Genomic DNA, 19,083 nt, shown 5'->3' on the forward strand with positions numbered 1-19,083 from the left:
CGGGCATCGGGCGCCAAACCCAGAATATGACAGGACTCGCTTCCCGGTCCGGTAAGCTGCGCTAGAGCTCGATGCTCCACCGTAACTGCCTCGCCGGTCGCCCGTCCGGTCCCGAGGTGTGTTATGACCTTCAAAACCCATGCTTTGCCCGATCCATCTACACTGGCCGCAGCCCTGCGCGCCAAGCGTTGTGTTACCTGCGTGGTGTTTCTCCCGCAGCGCACGACCGGTGTCGCACCCTCCCCCCAAGACCCACAGAGACCGAAGGTTTTCAGCCTGGGTTTTTGCTGAGCGCTCGCGCCATTCAACCCCACTGAAACAGCCGTTTCCTGATTAAACCCTGGAGTTCTTTATGAACCATTCCAGTTGTAGTCCGCTGCGCGCTCGTTAACTAACGCGCCAGTAGAAGTTATGTAAGCACCTCATTTAAACCGATCGCGAAGTTAGCGACTCGGCATGCTTTCGCTCGCCTGTATTCAGGTAAGTACCGGGTATGTTTTGTCGAAAAGTTGGCGACAGGAGCACACACCATGAGCGCCGTAAAAAACGTCCCATTGAACAAAAAAACCAGCACCGCCGCTGACATCAAACTGTCGATGCGTGCCGCCCGCGAAGCCCACAACGGGCTGTCGGCCACCCTGGCGAACGTGCGTGCCACCCAGGACGGCTTGACCGAGTTGGATGCAAGCGCCCGCCTGCAACGGGAAGGCTACAACGAAGTCGCCCACGACAAGCCGCCTCACGCCATCGTCCAGTTCCTGCAGGCACTGAACAACCCGTTCATCTACGTACTGCTGACCCTGGGCGGCATCAGCTTCTTCACCGATTGCTGGCTGCCGATGCAGGACGGCGAAGACGCGGACCCCACCAAAGTCATCATTATCATGACCATGGTGCTGCTCAGCAGCCTGCTGCGGTTCTGGCAGGAACACCGCTCGGCCAAATCCGCCGAAGCCCTGAAAGCCATGGTGCGCACCACAGCCACCGTGCTGCGCCGTGAGCAAGTGGGCGCCCAACCGACCCTGCGCGAAGTACCGATGCGCGAGCTGGTGGCTGGCGATATCGTGCAACTGTCGGCCGGCGACATGATCCCGGCCGATATCCGCTTGATCGAATCCCGCGACCTGTTCATCAGCCAGGCCGTGTTGACCGGCGAAGCCTTGCCAGTGGAGAAGTACGACACCCTTGGCGATGTCACGCAGAAATCCGCCGGGCCGGTGACCGCCGACCAAGGCAACCTGCTGGACCTGCCCAACATCTGCTTCATGGGCACCAACGTGGTCAGCGGCCGCGCCAAAGCCGTGGTGGTCGCGACCGGGCCGCGCACCTACTTTGGCTCCCTGGCCAAGGCGATTGTCGGCTCGCGGGTGCAAACCGCCTTCGACCGTGGGGTGAACAGTGTCAGTTGGTTGCTGATCCGCTTCATGTTGGTAATGGTGCCGATCGTGTTCTTCCTCAACGGTTTCTCCAAGGGCGACTGGGGCGATGCCTTTCTGTTTGCCTTGGCGGTTGCGGTCGGCCTTACCCCGGAAATGCTGCCGATGATCGTCAGCGCCAACCTGGCCAAGGGCGCCACCGCCATGGCCAAGCGCAAAGTGGTGGTCAAGCGCCTCAACGCGATCCAGAACTTCGGTTCGATGGACGTGCTGTGCACCGACAAGACTGGCACCCTGACCCAGGACAAGATCATCCTCGAACATCACGTCAACGCTTTCGGCCAGCGAGATGAGGCGGTGCTGTCCCTGGCCTGGCTCAACAGCTATCACCAGAGCGGCATGAAGAACCTGATGGACCAGGCGGTGGTGCAGTTTGCCGAGCAGAACCCGAAGTTCCAGGTGCCGTTCGCGTACCGCAAGGTCGATGAATTGCCCTTCGACTTCGTCCGCCGTCGCCTGTCGATCGTGGTCAAGGATGCTGCCGACGACCAGCTGTTGGTGTGCAAAGGCGCCGTGGAAGAGATGCTGAGCATTTCCACGCATGTGATGGAAGCCGGTAAAGCCGTGCCGCTGGATGAGCGTCGCCGTGAAGTGTTATTGGCGCTTGCCAACGACTACAACGAAGACGGTTTCCGTGTGCTGGTGGTGGCCAGCCGTCACATCCCTAAATCAATGGCACGCCAGCAATACACCACCGCCGATGAGCGCAACCTGGTGATCCAGGGCTTCCTGACCTTCCTCGATCCACCGAAGGAAACCGCTGGCCCGGCGATTGCGGCACTGCAACAGATCGGTGTGGCGGTCAAGGTACTGACCGGCGACAACGCCGTGGTCACCAGCAAGATCTGCCGCCAGGTCGGCCTGGAACCCGGCCAACCGCTGCTGGGGGCTGAAATCGAAGCGATGGACGACGCCACCCTGCTGCGCCGCGTGGAAGAACGCACGGTGTTCGCCAAGCTCACGCCGCTGCAGAAGTCGCGGGTGCTCAAGGCGCTGCAAGCCAACGGCCACACCGTGGGCTTCCTCGGTGACGGCATCAACGATGCGCCAGCGCTGCGCGATGCCGACGTGGGTATCTCGGTCGACAGCGGGACGGACATTGCCAAGGAATCGGCCGACATCATCCTGCTGGAAAAGAGCCTGATGGTGCTGGAAGAAGGCGTGCTCAAGGGCCGCGAAACCTTCGGCAATATCATGAAGTACCTGAACATGACCGCCAGCTCCAACTTCGGCAACGTGTTCTCGGTGCTGGTGGCCAGTGCGTTCATTCCGTTCCTGCCGATGCTGTCGATCCACCTGCTGCTGCAGAACCTGATGTACGACATCTCCCAGCTGGCCCTGCCGTGGGACAAGATGGACAAGGAATACCTGGCCAAGCCGCGCAAGTGGGATGCGAAAAACATAGGTCGCTTCATGATCTGGATCGGGCCGACCTCGTCGATCTTCGACATCACCACCTTTGCGCTGATGTGGTACGTGTTCGCGGCCAATAGCGTGGAAATGCAGACCCTGTTCCAGTCCGGCTGGTTTATCGAGGGCCTGCTCTCGCAAACCCTGGTGGTGCACATGCTGCGCACCCGCAAGATCCCGTTCTTCCAGAGCACCGCCGCGTGGCCGGTGTTGATGATGACCTGCGTGGTGATCGTACTGGGGATCTACGTGCCGTTCTCGCCGCTGGGCACCCTGGTGGGCCTGCAACCACTGCCGCTGGCGTACTTCCCATGGCTGGCAGGCACCCTGGTCAGCTACTGCTGCGTGGCCCAACTGATGAAGACGATCTACATCCGCCGCTTCAAGCAGTGGTACTGATCGCCCCCGCCGTTTAAACGGTGGCGGTCGCCCGGCCGCCACCGCGCACTACAAGGAAATACCTTATGCGCGTCTTGATCTGTGCAGGTCGTCATTACGCCGACACCAAAATGTCCCGCCAAGTGCTGGACGCTTACCACCGCCTGCGCCCGGTGCAGGTACTGATCCACGGCGGCAACCAATTCCTCGGCAGCGACGTCGAGGAGTGGGCGCGGGAACTGGGCATCGACGTGGTGCGCTACCCGCCCAACTGGCAACGCCACGGCAAGCAGGCGGAACGTCAGCGCAACCATTTCATGCTGACCGACAGCCGCCCTGACGTGGTCATCGCCCTGCCAGGCGGGGACGACACCTGCGAGCTGGTTTGCCAGGCCAAAGCCAACGGCATTTCGGTGCTGACCGTAGAAAGCTGAATTCAAGCGAGGTGCATCATGCACAAAAAACACCTTCCACTGCGCAAGGACGGGTTTGCCAAATACCGTGCGCGTCAGGCCCGAGGCGCACGCCACACCTTACTGCTACTGCCGCCGGCCAAGCGTCGCGCATTGCAGCGCAACCTGATCTTTATCGGGCTGACCCTGGGCACGTTGTTGACGCTTGCCGTTCTGTCAAAAGCCAACGCGGCCGGTGGTGCTTATGGGGTCGACGACGGCGCAATCAATGCGCCAGGCGAATGCAACATCGACGCCTGGTCCACCGCGAACCGGCACGACGGCAGTACCCATAATGAAACGCTGTCACCGGCCTGCACCTTCGCCGCGATGCCGTCGGTGCAGTGGGGCGCGGCGCTGTCACGCGCCAGCAGCACAGACACGCGCGAAACCCAGGTGAGCCCGCAGCTCAAGGCACAGGTGTGGTCACGGGATGACCTGGGGCTGCAAATGGCCGTGGCAGCCGGCGCGCACTTTGCACTGGATCGCCGGCACGGGTTTGATGGCGCCGACGTCAACATCCCGTTGACGTGGCAGCCGCTGGAGGCACTGCGACTTAACCTGAATGCCGGTTGGTCCCATGCCTACAACGACGGTGATCAGCAACACCGCCTGACCTGGGGCACGGGTTTTGAATATCAGGCAGCGCCCTTGCTGACGCTGATCGCCGAGCGTTACGGCCAGGAAGGCGGTGATCAGGCCTGGCAGGCCGGGCCGAGGTTTCATTTGGGCGAATATGTCGACATCGACTTGGTGGTCGGGCGCAGCCTGATCGGCGAGCGTGCACAATGGCTGACCACCGGCGCCACGCTGCGTTTCTAGCGGCCACCTGTACTTCGGTGGCGCCTACAGACACCGTTTTTCATCGAAGACGAAGATCAAGTGTGGGAGCTGTCGAGCCCCGGCGAGGCTGCGAAGGCGGCGGCACTGCGGGCATCTTCAGCGGCTGACACTCCGCCATCGCAGCCTCGCTAAAGCTCGACAACTCCCACAAGGGATCGGCTGTGTAAGTGGGATTTCGGTCGTAACGGCGAGCACAATTTGAACCACGATGAAGATCAACTGTGGGAGCTGTCGAGCCCCGGCGAGGCTGCGAAGGCGGCGGCACTGCGGGCATCTTCAGCGGCTGACACACCGCTATCGCAGCCTCGCTAAAGCTCGACAACTCCCACAAGGGATCGGCTGTGTAAGTGGGATTTCGGTCGTAGTGGCGAGCACAATTTGAACCACGATGAAGATCAAGTGTGGGAGCTGTCGAGCCCCAGCGAGGCTGCGATGGCGGCGGTACTGCCGGCATTTTTTTGCGCCTGACACTCCGCCATCGCAGCCTCGCTAAAGCTCGACAACTCCCACAAGGGATCGGCTGTGTAAGTGGGATTTCGGTCGTAACGGCGAGCGCAATTTGAGCCACGACGAAAATCAAATGTGGGAGCTGTCGAGCCCCAGCGAGGCTGCGAAGGCGGCGGTACTGCCGGCATTTTCTGCGCCTGACACACCGCTATCGCAGCCTCGCTAAAGCTCGACAGCTCCCACAGGGGATTTGCTTTAGCCTGGAATTCCGTTTTCCCTCAGGCCTTGGCCTGTTGTTCCAAGTGCAGCTGTAATTGCGGGTCGATCTGCAGTTGCCCCGCCAGGTCGTCCAGGTAGTTGCGTTCGCCGTCCTGCTGATCATCCACCATCATCACACTGGCCAGGTAAACCTCTGCCGCAACAGCCGGATCGCTGGCGAATTCGGCGAAGTCCGCCGCGTCCAGAGGCTTGGCAACCTCAGCGTCAAGCCACTGCTGCAATTGCGGGTCGTCGGTATGCCGGCCCAGTTCACTGGAAATCAGTTGCTGCTCTTTTTCATCAATGCGGCCGTCGGCTTTGGCGGCAGCAATCAAGGCACGCAACACCGCATGGCTATGGGCCTCGGCTTCGGCGCCGTCAAGCTGGTCCACAGTCTGCAAGGCTTGCTGCGGGGCATTGGCTTGCTGGCGCTGCCAGGCTTGGTAGGCCTGGAATGCCGCCATGCCCAGGGAAGCCAGCGCTGCATAGTTCATCCCGCCAGAGCGTCCTTGAGCCGGACGCGCGCCGGTGGCACCTCCCAACAGACCGCCCAGGCCGCCCAACAGACCACCCAAACCACCACCGGCCGAAGCATTGCCAGTGCTGGTACCTTTCAATAAACCGCCGAGCAGCCCACCCAGGCCGCCCGAGGAAGCACTCCCCCCTTGCCCGGCGCGCAAGAGTTGCTCCAGTAAGTCGCTGGTGTTCATGGTGTCACCCTCCCAGGGCGCAGTGTTGGCGTCTACCAACCATAGCCCGCCGCTGTCGGAACACCATGACCGCCGGGCGGGCACGGCCTATCATGGCGTCACCGTGCCTGTGAGAGAAAACCCAAGTGAACCGGATTGAGCACCTCGCATTGATGGCGAGCTATAACCAGTGGATGAACCGCAAGCTCTATGACGCGGCCGGCACGCTGTCGGACGCGGCGTTAGTCATGGACCGCAAGGCGTTTTTCAGCTCGATCCTCGGCACGCTGAACCATCTGGCCTTGGGCGACACGGTCTGGCTCAAGCGTTTTGCCGAGCATCCCGCAGGCTACGCGGCATTGGCTCCGTTGAGTGCGATCACAGCCCCTGCCGATCTCACGCAACTGGCCTTTGCCGATATCCGCGAGCTGTCAGCCCATCGCGCCTGGCTGGATCAGCTGATCGTCGACTGGGCTCACACGGTGCAGGACCCCGATCTGGACCATCGCCTGCATTACCACAACATGCGAGGTGTCGCCGCCGATAAAGACTTCTTCAGCCTGCTGGTGCATTTTTTCAATCACCAGACCCACCACCGGGGCCAGGCAACCACCCTGTTGAGCCAAGCAGGGTTGGATGTGGGCACTACGGACTTACTGGCGCTGATCGACTGAATTCAGCATCAAACGCGGGAACGCACACGTTCACCGCGGCAGCGGCCCTGGGGCTGAACAGCCCCGCAAACAAAACCGAACGCTGCCTCGCCGATGGGGTCGAAACCCCAGGTGCCGGGATTTTTACCGCCCCGCCCTCCCCGCGTGCATTGTGGGTCTACCGATGCGCGTACCCCCAAGAAGGAGACGCTTACATGGTCATTCACTTCAAGGTCGCAGGTCACTTAGCCTGTGGCCACCACGGCACCAACCTCCCTTCCAGCACCGAGCTGAACCGAGTCAAATGCCGTACCTGCCGCAATACCGAAGCTTACAAGGACGCGCGCCGCACCCAGCGCAACGCCGCCCGCCGCGCCAACCGCAAGGCCAAGACCCCTACCGCCGTTGATTGGCGCAGTGCGTGGACACAACGCCTCACCGACCTGCCCGGTTTGCAGCGTTTACCCCGCGGTTTCAGTGGTCAGCCTTTCGTGTAAGCCACCGATGCAAAAAAGCCCTGGATGTTCCGGGGCTTTTTTGCACCCTACAAGCGAGGGATCAACTCCAGCACACCAATGTGGTGATGACCGAGAACTCCATCCGCAAACGAATAGGCAAAAAGGTCACACCAACTAAGTGAGTTACGGAGCAATATTTGAAATTGCAGACCGGAAACAAACAAGGGCTTGCATCAGATTTCGTCCGCAAACCCTTGATTTGACTCGCCATTCTGGCTTACGCCGAAGAGCTTCTGCCCGATTGCATCGAGATAAGTATCCTCGGCATTCCCACTGCTTTTTATGAAGCGTTGTTTGCTGACCATGTGATCAAGTACACGCACCAATTGGCTAGGTGAGCCGCTCTATGGCGAGCAAGATGGGCCGTCTTTAGCAGGGAGGTGTGATCCTTGAGTTATCGGAGACCGCAAAAGCTACTGACTGGAGCAATTGGCAGAGCCTCAAGAGCAGGGTCAGGAACTCAGCATTGATTGCCTCAGACCAGGCTCGGCCGTATCTGAGAGTCAGGTGTATGGAGGTCACCGGGTCTCCATTCTGAGCAGACTCGAGCGAGTAGCGTTCACCATCCGAAAATGTACCTCGGGCACATCCAGGGAACACCAACTCCAGAAATGTGATTACGGCCTCAGGGCATCCAATGTTTAGCACGTCCTCGACGTTGGACAGATCGCTTTCACTGAGGTCTGTAGGCTTCAAAATAATAATGTCAAAGCTCATTGCTGCGGGCTCCCATCTTGTAATTCGTTTGGCATCGGCATTCCCTTTTATATGCCCAGCCATCACGCCTCGCGTCATTAAACCGGCGATCACTTATGCGGCAGCAATTGATCGATTTCACTCGCCCAACTGATTTTTATTCGCCGCGCCGTCATGCACTAGCACTTTCATGCGGTTGGCCCGCTGGTTGGCAAAAAGGTAGGTGTGTTCGCCATCCGCTTACCCTAGCTCCTCCTCCCCGTGCGGGAACTCACTCTGCTAAGGTATCGCCCCAATCGACAGCAAATGGAATCAACGAAGAATGGACTCATGGAAGATTCTGGCGTTAGCCCTACTGGCATCGGTCAACACTCAGGCCGTGTCAGGTGACAACGTCAACCCTGTCGCGGCAGGAATATTTATCACAATTTCCTTCCCAACCATCTTAATTGGAGCAACCACATCGCTCACAACCGAGCCCCCAAAGATTTTCAAGTCCGCCAAGACCGATGCTCTGGCATTCATCGGTTCGGACAGCGAGATTCGTGGTGCAGAGTTTGAGCAGGCGGTGCGCTTTTATCGCACGACTTACACGCCACCGTTGATGACTGACCAGCAGCTGGCCCAGGCCATCGCGGCTTCATTCTGAGGTCGGCCGTCAAGCTGTCGTAGGCAATGGTCGTCATCGATGTGCTACCCCGCCTTGAATGGGTGAATGGCTCCCGGTATTGATAGTTGTCAAATCACAAGGACGTCCACATGAGTGAAACGCAACACGCTGGCCCTCTCCGCCCCAAACTAACAATTGCGTTTTGGTCATTCGCTTTGGGGGTCGCTACAACGATAGCTGGAGCAGCCGCTCACTACGGTCGTCAGGACAGCGACCTGACAAACGTAAGGGAGCGAGTCGAAGACTTCAGAAAGGCAAACGACAGCCTAAATACCTCACTCAACCAATGGATAGGGGCGTACAACAAACAGGCCGCGACGCTCGCAGCTTCAGAGGAGAGAGTGCGTCAGTTGGAAAACGATCGGTGCACGCCCATCAAATCGGATGTCGACGATATAAGGTCCGATATCAGCTCGGCAATGAAGTACTACCCCGAGAGGGTTGGCTCCCTTAAAGAAATGATGGACCAATATCAACAGACTTTGCGCGCTTGCTATGCCGCGTCATCTAGTCCCACTCATACACCGTAAAAATCCAGCGCTACGATTTTGCACATTCTAAACCGTGGCGTGGATCACTTGACCCGGCGCTCGACGCCACCAAGTGCCTTGTCACAGTGCAGGCAGTACTCGCAGTTCAGCGTCCGGCACAGCCAGACCTTTACCCCGTCCCTCACCTTCCCGCTCAGTACGCACAAGGTCGCCCAAAACGCGATAAGGCCGCAGGCGATGGCGTTGATCAGCTCAAGATTCAGAGTGGGTTACCGCATCTGAATTCTTTCAACATCTGCACATTCCTTTTGCTGAATCGACCTTTCCATGGGCAATAAAAAACCCGACTCAAAGGCCGGGTTTGCAGGCTGATTTTACTCAGTTGTCAGGATGCTCGCTTGCTACTGAATCAGCGGCGTCTACATCCGACATGTCCTCTTCGAGCGGCGCGTCATCGTCTGGCGGCAACGGGATACCGTCCTCATCGCGCTTCGGGTCGTGCCCTGTCTCGTTGTCAGTGCCGCGAGTTACATCCTGCTGGGAAATATTCCCTGGTGCATTTTCATTGATTTCCATGCTGGCTCTCCGTTCTAACGCTCGGGATATCCGCGCTTAAACATGGGAGTCGGCAGGTCACAGCGAGTGCCGAGCACTGGACGAACGGCAGAAAACGCCCCGCACAAGGCGAGGCTTTCATAATTCCTTTCGCCCTACTTTGGGACCCGTAGTGCGGATCAAGACTGGCTTACGCTGCTTTCATTTGTCGAGATCTAGCAGCTCGCCCATTCGCCCTCCTAACATTCCACGCAACCACGCACCATGAAACTCAATATTTTCGAGAGAAGTACCGTCTCCTAGACGATGCTCAAAAACCTTGCCCTTCGCTCCGCGATACACGACGCGAAAATGTCCATCATGAGCAGACGATGTCATCACATACGGGCGGATGGAGATGATTTCGCTAAACGGTACGTGTACTTCAACGGGGCTTCGACAACGACGAGTTAGGGTGAGGGTCAACAGCTGCTGGTTTTCGTCGAACGTGAAGGCCTGCACTTGAGGCTCAGAGACAACCCAGGCAAAGAACGCACCAATGAACACTGCACTGGCCAGCATTATCAGAATGAAGGATGACGCTGTGAGGCTCTCACCCTGGTTAGCCTGCACACCCTGAATGACGTCCGGCCCTGTGAAAAGGAACGTCGCAAGCCCGTAGCCCGGTAACAGCAGAAGCAGCGCAAGAGAGAAGCCAAAAACACCCATACCATTGCTTCCGATAATTGGTATTTCGGGGCCGTAATACCAAATAGGCGGGTGGGCAGTACTTAGCCCGCCAGCATTGGTGGCTGTGGCGCTAGCGGGTCTTTGATGATTCATCTGGCCGTCTCCAGGGATTGCAGCGCAGACGTTATCACTACTACCGGACAGTCTGGAAACGGATCACAGGGCTTTCTCTGGGCATACCACTGTCGTGATGACCGAGCAGTACATCCGCAACCGCAAAGGCAAGAAAGTCTCACCAACGAAGTGAATTGCGGACCCGTTGTTTTATTGCGGAGCGGAAACAAACAAGGGCTTGCATCAGCTTTCGCCCGCAAACCCTTGATTTTAGATGGTGCCCGAACCCGGAATCGAACCGGGACGCCCTTACGAGCGGGGGATTTTAAGTCCCATGCGTCTACCAGTTTCGCCATTCGGGCGGTAGCGCGTGTTGCAGGGTTGGGAATATATAGATCCAGCCGCTTCGACGCAAGTTCGCAGGGCAGCTTTCTTGCACCACGGAACAGCTGAAAAAGCTTGGTAGATCAGTGATCTAGATACGCGAATAAAGGCAAAGCAACAGGTTTTCGGCTCGAAGAGCCTCCCGCTACTCTGTTAAAGTCACGCCCACCCAAAACGCATGGAAGCGCTGCAGAATGGATTCATTCAAGGTTATCGCAATCGCCAGCCTGGCATTGCTCGGCACTCCGGTCGTAGCGGCCGAAAACAACAACCCGGTTCAAGGCGCGCTGATGCTCACGTCGGTCGCGCCCTTTTTGCTTGTCTCAGGGGCCACAGCCCTGACCTCCGCCATTCCAGAGCAGTTCACATCGTCCAAGAGTGATGCGCTGGCGTTTATCGGTTCAGGCGGTGAGATCCGTGGGGCACGGTTTGAACAAGCATCACGATTTTATCGTTCCACCTACAACACGCCGCTCATGTCTGACATGCAGTTGGCCCAGGCAATTGCCACGGCGTTCTGACCCACAGCCCCGGCGTCCGACGCGGGCTGCTTGAGTGAACCAGCCTCCACGCGCCTCTTATTCAACGATTCAACTGCCGTTGAATGCCAACCACAATAATAAAAATAGGTAATCTTAAAAATAATATAAATAACATTATCTGATAATTAGCTTATTCCAAAAAAGACTTTCACTCAGATTTTTTATAGGATTATCTTCGCTTCACAGACCGACCCCATACCTGGTGGAGGACGTACCTCCGACCATCAGGAGCCTACCAGGCTTAAGGGATCCTTCTCGCTATGCCACACATCGCCTCTCCCGCCGCGCTCAACAACTTTCACTTGTCGCTGCTGACCAGCTCCCTGCTCCTGGCGGTCGCGCCCACTTTCGCCGAGGCGGCAACCGAGGACGCCAAGCTCGGCACTGTGACGGTGATCTCCACCGGCCTGCGTGGCCAGGAACGCACCGTGGCTGACAGCCCGGCGCCGATCGATGTGATCAACAGCGACCAGTTGCTCAAGACCGGCCGCGCCGAGTTGTCCGAGGCGATTGCCAAGCTGTTGCCGTCCTTCAACTTCGGCACCAACATCGCCGGCTACAACTCGGTGACCCGCCCGCTGAGCAACCGCAGCCTCGGGCCTGCCTACACGTTGGTGCTGGTCAACGGCAAGCGCCGGCACAACGGTGCCACCGGCCAACGCGGTTCCATCGACAACAGCGGCGCGAACGCGGTGGACATCGACCTGATCCCGGTCAGCGCGGTGGACCATATCGAAGTACTCAAAGACAGCGCTGCCGCGCAATACGGTTCGGACGCGGTGGCCGGGGTGATCAATATCATCCTCAAGTCCACCCATGACGGTGGGCACCTGGAAACCAGTTATGGGCAGCTGTATACCGGCCAGGGCGAAACCATCAAGGTCGCGGGCGACCAGGGTTTCAAGTGGGGTGATGGCGGCTTCTTCCACCTTTCGGCCGATGCGCGCAAACGCGGCAGCGCCTCCTGGAACGACAAGGCCGACAACAGCGTGCGGGCCTTCAATGACCCGGCCAAGGAAGCAGCCTGGGACCGGGTGGCGATCAAAAACGGCGACCCCGACCTGAAGGCCTTCAACCTCGCCTACAACGCCGAACTGCCCCTGGAAGACCTCACGCTGTACTCGTTCTCTACCTACGGTGAACGTGACGCCGAAGCCGCCAACTACTTCCGCCTGCCCACCGGCACGGCGGCGGTGCCTGAGGTGTTCCCCGACGGTTACTTCCCGCTGAACAACATCAAGGACCGTGACTACCAGTTCCTGTTCGGCGGCAAGGGCCTGGTGGCCGACTGGAACTGGGACCTGAGCACCACCTACGGGCGCAACAACGTGCACCACTCCAGCGACCTGAACATCAACCCGTCGCTGGGCACCGCATCACCGACCCAGTTCGACAACCTGGCAACCTTCCGCTTCGAGCAGTGGGTCAACAACCTGGACTTCACCCGCCGCTACGACAGCCTGTTCAAGCTGACGCCGCCGGTGCAGGTGTCGGCGGGCCTGGAGCATCGCTGGGAGCATTTCAGTACGTTCGCCGGCGACCCCGAGGCTTATCTCACCGGCACCTACCCCGCCGCTTCCGGCGCGCAGGCCGCCGTGACGATTCGCCCGGAAGATGAAGTGAGCCTGATCCGCAACAACTACGCGGGTTACCTGGACCTCGGTTTCGACCTGACCGAGCGCTGGTTTCTCGACGTGGCCGGTCGCGTCGAGCATTACGACGATGACTCCGGCAATACCTTCGGCCTGAAAGTGAATTCGCGCTACGAACTGACCGACACCGTGGCCGTGCGCGGCACCGTGGGCACTGGTTTCCGTGCACCCTCCCTGACCCAAATTGGCTACACCGTGGCCGACAACCGGGTGGCGGTGGATGTGAACGGCAATGTGGTGCCGGCCGTGACCCGCCTGACGCCGTCGGGCAGCAACCTGGCCAAGGCCCTCGGTGGCGATGACCTCAAGCCGGAGAAGTCGCGCAACTTAGGGCTGGGCCTGACCTGGCAACCGGCACCACGCACCAGCATCACCGCCGATGCCTACCTGATCGACATCGACGACCGCATCGCCCTGACCAGCAATATCTACGACCGCGGCAATGGCGCGATCAACGCCATCCTCGCCGCGCAAGGCGTGCCCACCGGCACCTGGGTCAACTACTACACCAACGCCTTTGACACGCGCACCAAGGGCCTGGATGTGGTGGCTGACCACACCACCCCGCTGGACGCCTGGGGCGATGTGCGCTGGAGCCTGGGCTTCAACTGGAACAAGACCACCATCGAAGGCACCCGCGACACGCCGAGCGCGCTGGCCGGTTCCGGCGTGACCCTGGTGGGCCGCGACCGCGAAGGCGACCTCACCGACGCTTCACCCAAGACCAAGTGGATCCTGGGCGCCACCTGGAAGGTCGAGGACCTGGCCGTCAACCTGCAAACCGCCCGCTATGGCGCGGTCAAGACCCTGGCCGTCAACCCCACCGGCGACCGCAGCTTCGGCGCCAAATGGATCACCGACCTGGACATCAGCTACACCTTCGTCGACAGCGTCACCGTCAGCATCGGCGGTACCAACATCTTCGACGTACGTCCCGACAAAAACGCCGTGTACAGCAACCTCGGCCTGGCGGCCTACGGCAACCCGCCGTTCTACCCAGGCGGCGGCTATTGGTACACCAAGCTGGCCTACGACTTCTGATTCACACCGTGCATGCACCCGAAACGCCACATGAGGGCACCCCATTGAATACCTCCAACTTCATGAGCCGTCTGCTGGCCCCCTGCGCCTTGGCGCTAAGCCTCGCTGCTTGCTCGCCCGGGAATGACACCCAGGCCGGCAAAACCCTGAACATCGCGTTCTTCGGCGACAACACCACCCTGGTCAGTGTCGACCCGTTCCAGGTCTATTGGCTGGAACACCGCGTGCTGCTGCGCAATGTCGCCGAGTCCCTGACCGACCAGGACCCGCAGACCGGCAAAATCATTCCCTGGCTGGCCAAACGCTGGGAGGTGAGTGACGACGCGCTGACCTACACCTTCCACCTGCGCGATAACGTCACGTTCAGCAATGGCGAGCGCTTCGATGCCAAGGCGGTGAAGATCGCCTTCGACAGTGACAAGGCCCTGGCGACCGAGCTGCCGGCGACCTTTGGCGCCACCTACCTGGCGGGCTATGACCACGCCGAAGTGGTGGACGACTTCACCGTAAAACTGGTGCTCTCGAAGCCCAACGCCGGCTTCCTGCAAGCCACGTCGACGACCAACCTGGCGATCCTCGCGCCCGCCTCCTACGCCCTGACCGTCAAGGAGCGCTCCCTGGGCAAGATCATCGGCACCGGGCCCTTCGTGCTGGCCAGCTACACCCCGGAAGTCGGTGCGCACCTGACCAAGCGCAAGGGTTACGCCTGGGCCTCGGCCAACATGAAAAACCAGGGCGAAGCGCACCTGGACGCCGTGGACATCAGCTATATCCCCGAGGAAAGCGTGCGCAACGGCCTGTTCCTGCAAGGCAAGGCCGACATCCTGTGGCCGCGCAACCCGTTCTCGGAAGTCGACCTGAAACTGTTCCAATCCAAGGGCGCAACCATCCAGAGCCGCTCGCTGCCAGGGCCTGCGCTCAACCTGTACCCCAACACCCGTGGCGAACGCATCCTCGCGGACCAGCACGTGCGCCTGGCCGTGCAAAAGGCGCTCGACCGCAAGAGCTACGCCAGCACCGTCTACAACGCCGAGTTCCCGGTGGTGGACGGCATTTTCGACGTGACCACGCCTTACTTCAAAAGCCAGGGCAATAAGCTCGCCTACGACCCGGCGGGCGCCGAGCAACTGCTGGATCAAGCCGGCTGGACCAAGGGTGCGGACGGTTACCGGCACAAGAACGGCAAGCGCCTGAGCCTGAGCTACAACATCAGCCCAGCGGAAACCGCGGGCGACGTGCTGATCCAGGACCAACTGCGCAAGGTCGGGATCGAGCTGAAACTCAGCGTGGTCACCCGCGCCGAATGGGTCGCCAACAACTCCGCGGGCAATTACGACCTGACGATCAACTACATGACCCGCGCCGACCCGATCATCCTGCAAACCATCCTGGACCCGCGTAGCGCCAACAGCTCGACCCTGGCCACCAACACCTACGAGCCGGCGGCGCTGGACAAAGCCAAAGCCTTGTTTGATGCCGGTATCACCGCGACCCAAAGCCAACAGCGCGCCGCGGCCTACGGCGACCTGCAAGACCTGCTGATTGATGAAAGCTCGGCATTCCCGGTGTATGAACGCGTGTGGCAGGCGGCGACGTCGCCCAAGGTGAAGAACTTCCGCTGGACCGCCGAAGGCTTTGCGCTGCTGGGTGATATCGAGATCGGCACGCCATGAGCCGTTACCTGATCGGTCGGGTGGGCCAAGCGCTGCTGGTGCTGTGGGGCGCCTACAGCATCACGTATTTCATCCTTTATCTGCTGCCGGGCGACACGCTGTCGATCATGCTCAGCGCCTCGGGCATGGAAGCCGACTCGTTGTCGGTGCAAGACCTGGCAAAAGCGCGGGCTTACTACGGCCTGGACAAGGGCCTGTTCGAACAGTATTTCGACCTGCTGCTGGGCGCACTGCGGGGCGACTTTGGCCAGTCACTCTCGCTTAACCGCCCGGTAGCCGAGCTGCTCGCCGAACGCCTGCCGCAAACCTTGTCCCTGGCAGGCCTGGCCATCGTGCTGTCGCTACTGGGTGGCATCGGCCTGGCCTACCTCACCGCCTATATCCGCTGGCAACCGTTGAAAAAAGCCCTGGCGCGCCTGCCGTCCCTGGGCTTTTCGGTGCCGGTGTTCTGGATGGGCCTGCTGTTGATCCAGGTGTTCGCCTTCGGCCTCGGCTGGTTCCCCGCCACTGGCAGCCGGGGCGTTGAAAGCCTGGTGCTGCCCGCCATCACCCTGGCGATTCCGAGCGCGGCGGTGTACGCCCAGGTGCTGCAACGCAGTTTCCAGGGGGTCTGGAAAGAGTCCTACATCACCACCGCCTACGCGAAGGGCCTGAGCCGTGGCCAGGTGCAGGCGCGCCACGGGTTCAAGAATGCCGCGCTGCCGATCCTCACGCTGATCGGCCTGCAGGTCGGCAACACGGTGTCCGGCGCGGTGCTGGTGGAAACCATCTTCGCCCGCTCCGGCATTGGCCGCCTGGCCCAGGAGGCGGTGTTGCGCCAGGACATTCCAGTGGTGCTGGCGATTGTCGCGGTGTCGGCGGCGGCGTTTGTCCTGGTCAACCTGTTGGTCGACCTGCTCTACCCGTGGCTCGACCCGCGTATCTCCCACACGCCAAAGGTGTCCTAGACCATGACCATCCTTGAGCAGAACCTGGGCCGCAAGGCCATCCCGGCCAGCCCCGCACTCTGGCGGCGCCGCAGCCGCCTTCAACGCGCGACGGCGGTGGTGTTGCCGCTGCTGCGCCGGCCGGGGTTCAGCCTGGCGCTGTTGGTGGTGGTGTTTTCCCTGGTGGCGGCCATCGCGCCGCACCTGTTGAGCAGCTTTGACCCTTACGCCACGTCCCCCCTCGACAAGCTGCGCGCCCCGAACCTGAGCCACTGGTTCGGCACCGATGAGCTGGGCCGCGACCTGTACACCCGCGTGGTATACGGCGCCAGCCTGTCGGTACTCGCGGCGTTCTTGGCCGTCGGTATCGCGCTGTTGGGCGGCCTGGGCCTGGGCATCCTGTCGGGCTTTGCCGGTGGTCGCATTGATGCGGTGATCATGCGCTTCGTCGATGTGCTGCTGGCCCTGCCCGGCCTGCTGCTGGCCCTGGCAATCGTCACGGCCATCGGCTTCGGTACCGTGCCAGTGGCCATCGCCGTGGGCATCGGCATTATCCCAGGGTTCGCCCGCACCACCCGTGCCGAAGTGCTGCGGGTCAAGACCCTGCCCTACGTCGAGGCCGCGCGCCTGGGCAGCGCCAGCTGGGCGCGCACCTTGCTGCGGCACATCCTGCCCAACGCCTGGGGTCCGGTGGCGGTACTCGCGACCCTGGACTTTGGCGCGGCCATCCTGGCCACTGCCGGCCTGAGCTTCCTCGGTTTTGGCGCCGCGCCACCGGCCGCCGAATGGGGCACCTTGATCGCCAACGGCCGGCACTTTCTGATCACCGCCCCATGGGTGTCGCTGCTGCCCGGCCTGTTCCTGGTCGCCGTGGTGTTCAGCCTCAACCATATCGCCCGTACCTTCGAAGAGATCCAGCGATGAGCGCTTTAGTGGATGTTCGCCAACTCAGTGTCACCTACCGTTCCGGCGGGCAACTCAACCAAGCGGTGCGCACGCTGTCGTTCGCCATCGCCCAAGGCGAGACCGTGGCGATTGTCGGCGAGTCCGGCTCGGGCAAGTCGACCCTGGCCAACGCCATCCTCGGCCTGCTGCCGGACACTGCACAGATCAGCGCCGGGCAATTATGGGTCGACGGCCACGACCTGACCCACGCCAGCGAGCGGCAGAAACGCACCCTGCGCGGCCGCACCGTCGGCCTGGTGCCACAGGACCCAATGGTCAGCCTCAACCCGACCCTGCGCGTCGGCCAGCAAATCGCCGAGGCGCTGATATTGGCCAAGGGCAAACGCTACCCCGCGGTGGATGCGGACATTGTCGAGTTGCTGCAACAGGTCGGCATCGACAAACCAGTGCTGCGCGCCCGCCAATACCCCCATGAGCTCTCCGGCGGCATGCGCCAGCGCGTGCTGATCGCCATCGCCCTGGCCGGCAACCCACGCCTGATCATCGCCGACGAGCCCACCAGCGCGTTGGACGTCACCGTGCAGCGCAAGATTCTCGACCACTTGCAACGCCTGGTCAGTGAACGCGGGATTTCGCTGCTGATCATTACCCACGACCTGGGCGTGGCCGCCGACCGCGCCGACCGGATCCTGGTGATGCAACAAGGCCAAGTGGTCGAGCAAGGCTCGCCACGGCAGATCCTGAACGCACCGCAGCATGACTACACGCGCGCATTGATTGCCGCCGCACCGGCGTTCGCCAAGCGTCGCGAACCCTTGATCAAGATTGACCCGCTGCAGGCGCCGATCCTGCGCCTGCAAAACGTCGGCAAGACGTTCACCTTGCCCAAGGTCAAGGGTGAGGACTCGACCTTTGTGGCCCTGGAAGACCTGAGCCTGCAGGTGTTTCCCGGCCAGACGTTGGCCATCGTCGGCGAGTCGGGCTCGGGCAAGAGCACCGCGCTGCGCATCGCCCTGGGCCTGGAACAACCCACACGGGGTCGGGTCTGGTTCGAACAGCAGGACGTCACTCACCTGAGCTGGCGCGAATTCCGCCCGCTGCGCCAACGCCTGCAACTGGTGCAGCAAAACCCGTTTGCCGCCCTCGACCCGCGCTTCAGCGTGTTCGACAGCATCGTCGAGCCGCTGGTGTCGTTCGGTGTGCTCAAGGGCCCGGCCCTGGAGCAGGCGGCACGGGAGTTGATCAGCCGCGTGCACTTGCCGGTGAGTTTTCTGGATCGTCTGCCGCGCGAACTCTCCGGCGGCCAGTGCCAACGGGTCGCCATCGCCCGCGCCCTGGCGTTGAAACCCGACCTGCTGCTGCTCGACGAGCCGGTCAGCGCCTTGGATGTGTCGGTGCAGGCGCACATTCTCGACCTGCTGGAAGAGCTGCAACGGGAGATGGGGATTGCCTATGTGCTGGTGTCCCACGACCTGTCGGTGGTGGCTAACTTTGCGCATGAGGTGCTGGTGCTGCGCAATGGCCGCGTGGTTGAGCAGGGTTCGGTCGCACAGATCTTCAACCAGCCCGCCAGCGACTACACCCGTGAACTGATTGCCGCCATCCCTGGCCGGCACGTGACCGCCACCGCCGCCTGAGGGTTACGGCGCCGAACAGTCCCGCGCCACGATGCCCTTCTCC

Annotated in this window: 16 protein-coding genes, 1 tRNA gene and 1 pseudogene; 13 read left to right on the forward strand and 5 right to left on the reverse strand. The window is 60.9% G+C overall.

What is annotated here, in order from left to right; all coding sequences use genetic code 11:
- The first annotated feature begins 530 nt into the window (after positions 1–530).
- The 3 genes from mgtA to BM403_RS21095 all read left to right on the forward strand — a co-directional run bounded on the left by mgtA (position 531) and on the right by BM403_RS21095 (position 4,498).
- The gene (gene mgtA, locus BM403_RS21085; RefSeq protein ID WP_093544573.1) at positions 531–3,245 is read left to right on the forward strand and encodes a magnesium-translocating P-type ATPase; all 2,715 of its coding nucleotides are present in this window, start codon (positions 531–533) and stop codon (positions 3,243–3,245) included.
- Positions 3,246–3,310: 65 nt separating this feature from the next.
- On the forward strand, positions 3,311–3,658 hold the full coding sequence (locus BM403_RS21090) for a DUF2493 domain-containing protein (protein WP_043205330.1): 348 nt from the start codon (positions 3,311–3,313) through the stop codon (positions 3,656–3,658).
- Between the two features lie 18 nt (positions 3,659–3,676).
- Positions 3,677–4,498 carry a hypothetical protein gene (locus BM403_RS21095; protein WP_093544576.1) on the forward strand — a complete coding sequence of 274 codons (822 nt, stop codon included), beginning with the start codon at positions 3,677–3,679 and terminating at the stop codon, positions 4,496–4,498.
- Between the two features lie 746 nt (positions 4,499–5,244).
- Here the strand turns inward: BM403_RS21095 and BM403_RS21100 are convergent.
- Entirely contained in the window at positions 5,245–5,934 is a 690-nt protein-coding gene (locus BM403_RS21100; RefSeq protein ID WP_093544579.1) for a tellurite resistance TerB family protein, read from the reverse strand.
- Positions 5,935–6,059: 125 nt separating this feature from the next.
- Between BM403_RS21100 and BM403_RS21105 the strand changes: the two genes are divergently transcribed.
- The 3 genes from BM403_RS21105 (at position 6,060) to BM403_RS21130 (ending at position 8,429) form a co-directional block, all read left to right on the forward strand.
- Positions 6,060–6,587 (forward strand): DinB family protein, encoded by a 528-nt coding sequence (locus tag BM403_RS21105; protein WP_093544582.1) that lies wholly within the window; start codon positions 6,060–6,062, stop codon positions 6,585–6,587.
- Between the two features lie 194 nt (positions 6,588–6,781).
- Positions 6,782–7,063: a hypothetical protein gene (locus tag BM403_RS21110; protein ID WP_043205329.1), complete on the forward strand. Its 282-nt coding sequence runs from the start codon at positions 6,782–6,784 to the stop codon at positions 7,061–7,063.
- 1,039 nt (positions 7,064–8,102) lie between these two features.
- Positions 8,103–8,429, forward strand: coding sequence for a DUF2388 domain-containing protein (locus tag BM403_RS21130; RefSeq protein ID WP_012724133.1), 327 nt, complete (start codon positions 8,103–8,105; stop codon positions 8,427–8,429).
- Positions 8,430–9,024: 595 nt separating this feature from the next.
- On the opposite strand, the gene BM403_RS32260 is transcribed toward BM403_RS21130, so the two are convergent.
- The 3 genes from BM403_RS32260 to BM403_RS21150 form a co-directional block, all read right to left on the reverse strand.
- On the reverse strand, positions 9,025–9,204 hold the full coding sequence (locus BM403_RS32260; RefSeq protein ID WP_093544588.1) for a hypothetical protein: 180 nt from the start codon (positions 9,202–9,204) through the stop codon (positions 9,025–9,027).
- A gap of 115 nt (positions 9,205–9,319) precedes the next feature.
- Positions 9,320–9,517 (reverse strand): hypothetical protein, encoded by a 198-nt coding sequence (locus tag BM403_RS21145; RefSeq protein ID WP_043205324.1) that lies wholly within the window; start codon positions 9,515–9,517, stop codon positions 9,320–9,322.
- A gap of 180 nt (positions 9,518–9,697) precedes the next feature.
- A complete protein-coding gene (locus BM403_RS21150; RefSeq protein ID WP_012724131.1) occupies positions 9,698–10,318 on the reverse strand; it encodes a hypothetical protein in 621 nt (206 codons plus the stop codon).
- 79 nt (positions 10,319–10,397) lie between these two features.
- Here BM403_RS21150 and BM403_RS32600 point away from each other — a divergent pair.
- Positions 10,398–10,472, forward strand: a pseudogene (locus BM403_RS32600) (integrase); the annotation flags it as partial.
- Between the two features lie 82 nt (positions 10,473–10,554).
- Here the strand turns inward: BM403_RS32600 and BM403_RS21155 are convergent.
- A tRNA-Leu gene (locus BM403_RS21155) sits at positions 10,555–10,641 on the reverse strand.
- 216 nt (positions 10,642–10,857) lie between these two features.
- Between BM403_RS21155 and BM403_RS21160 the strand changes: the two genes are divergently transcribed.
- The 6 genes from BM403_RS21160 (at position 10,858) to BM403_RS21185 (ending at position 19,040) form a co-directional block, all read left to right on the forward strand.
- Complete coding sequence (locus BM403_RS21160; RefSeq protein ID WP_012724130.1) at positions 10,858–11,184, forward strand: DUF2388 domain-containing protein; 327 nt, start codon at positions 10,858–10,860, stop codon at positions 11,182–11,184.
- A gap of 281 nt (positions 11,185–11,465) precedes the next feature.
- Positions 11,466–13,898: a TonB-dependent receptor plug domain-containing protein gene (locus BM403_RS21165; RefSeq protein ID WP_093544591.1), complete on the forward strand. Its 2,433-nt coding sequence runs from the start codon at positions 11,466–11,468 to the stop codon at positions 13,896–13,898.
- 62 nt (positions 13,899–13,960) lie between these two features.
- Positions 13,961–15,571, forward strand: a complete 1,611-nt coding sequence (locus BM403_RS21170; protein WP_046034250.1) for an ABC transporter substrate-binding protein — start codon at positions 13,961–13,963, stop codon at positions 15,569–15,571.
- Positions 15,568–16,518, forward strand: a complete 951-nt coding sequence (locus tag BM403_RS21175; RefSeq protein ID WP_064052407.1) for an ABC transporter permease — start codon at positions 15,568–15,570, stop codon at positions 16,516–16,518. Before BM403_RS21170 ends, BM403_RS21175 begins: the two co-directional genes overlap by 4 nt.
- Positions 16,519–16,521: 3 nt before the next feature.
- Positions 16,522–17,421 carry an ABC transporter permease gene (locus BM403_RS21180; RefSeq protein WP_093544594.1) on the forward strand — a complete coding sequence of 300 codons (900 nt, stop codon included), beginning with the start codon at positions 16,522–16,524 and terminating at the stop codon, positions 17,419–17,421.
- A complete protein-coding gene (locus tag BM403_RS21185; RefSeq protein WP_093544597.1) occupies positions 17,418–19,040 on the forward strand; it encodes a dipeptide ABC transporter ATP-binding protein in 1,623 nt (540 codons plus the stop codon). Before BM403_RS21180 ends, BM403_RS21185 begins: the two co-directional genes overlap by 4 nt.
- The last annotated feature ends 43 nt before the right edge of the window (positions 19,041–19,083 follow it).

The sequence above is a fragment of the Pseudomonas sp. OV546 genome (assembly GCF_900116845.1).
GTDB lineage: Bacteria > Pseudomonadota > Gammaproteobacteria > Pseudomonadales > Pseudomonadaceae > Aquipseudomonas > Aquipseudomonas petroselini.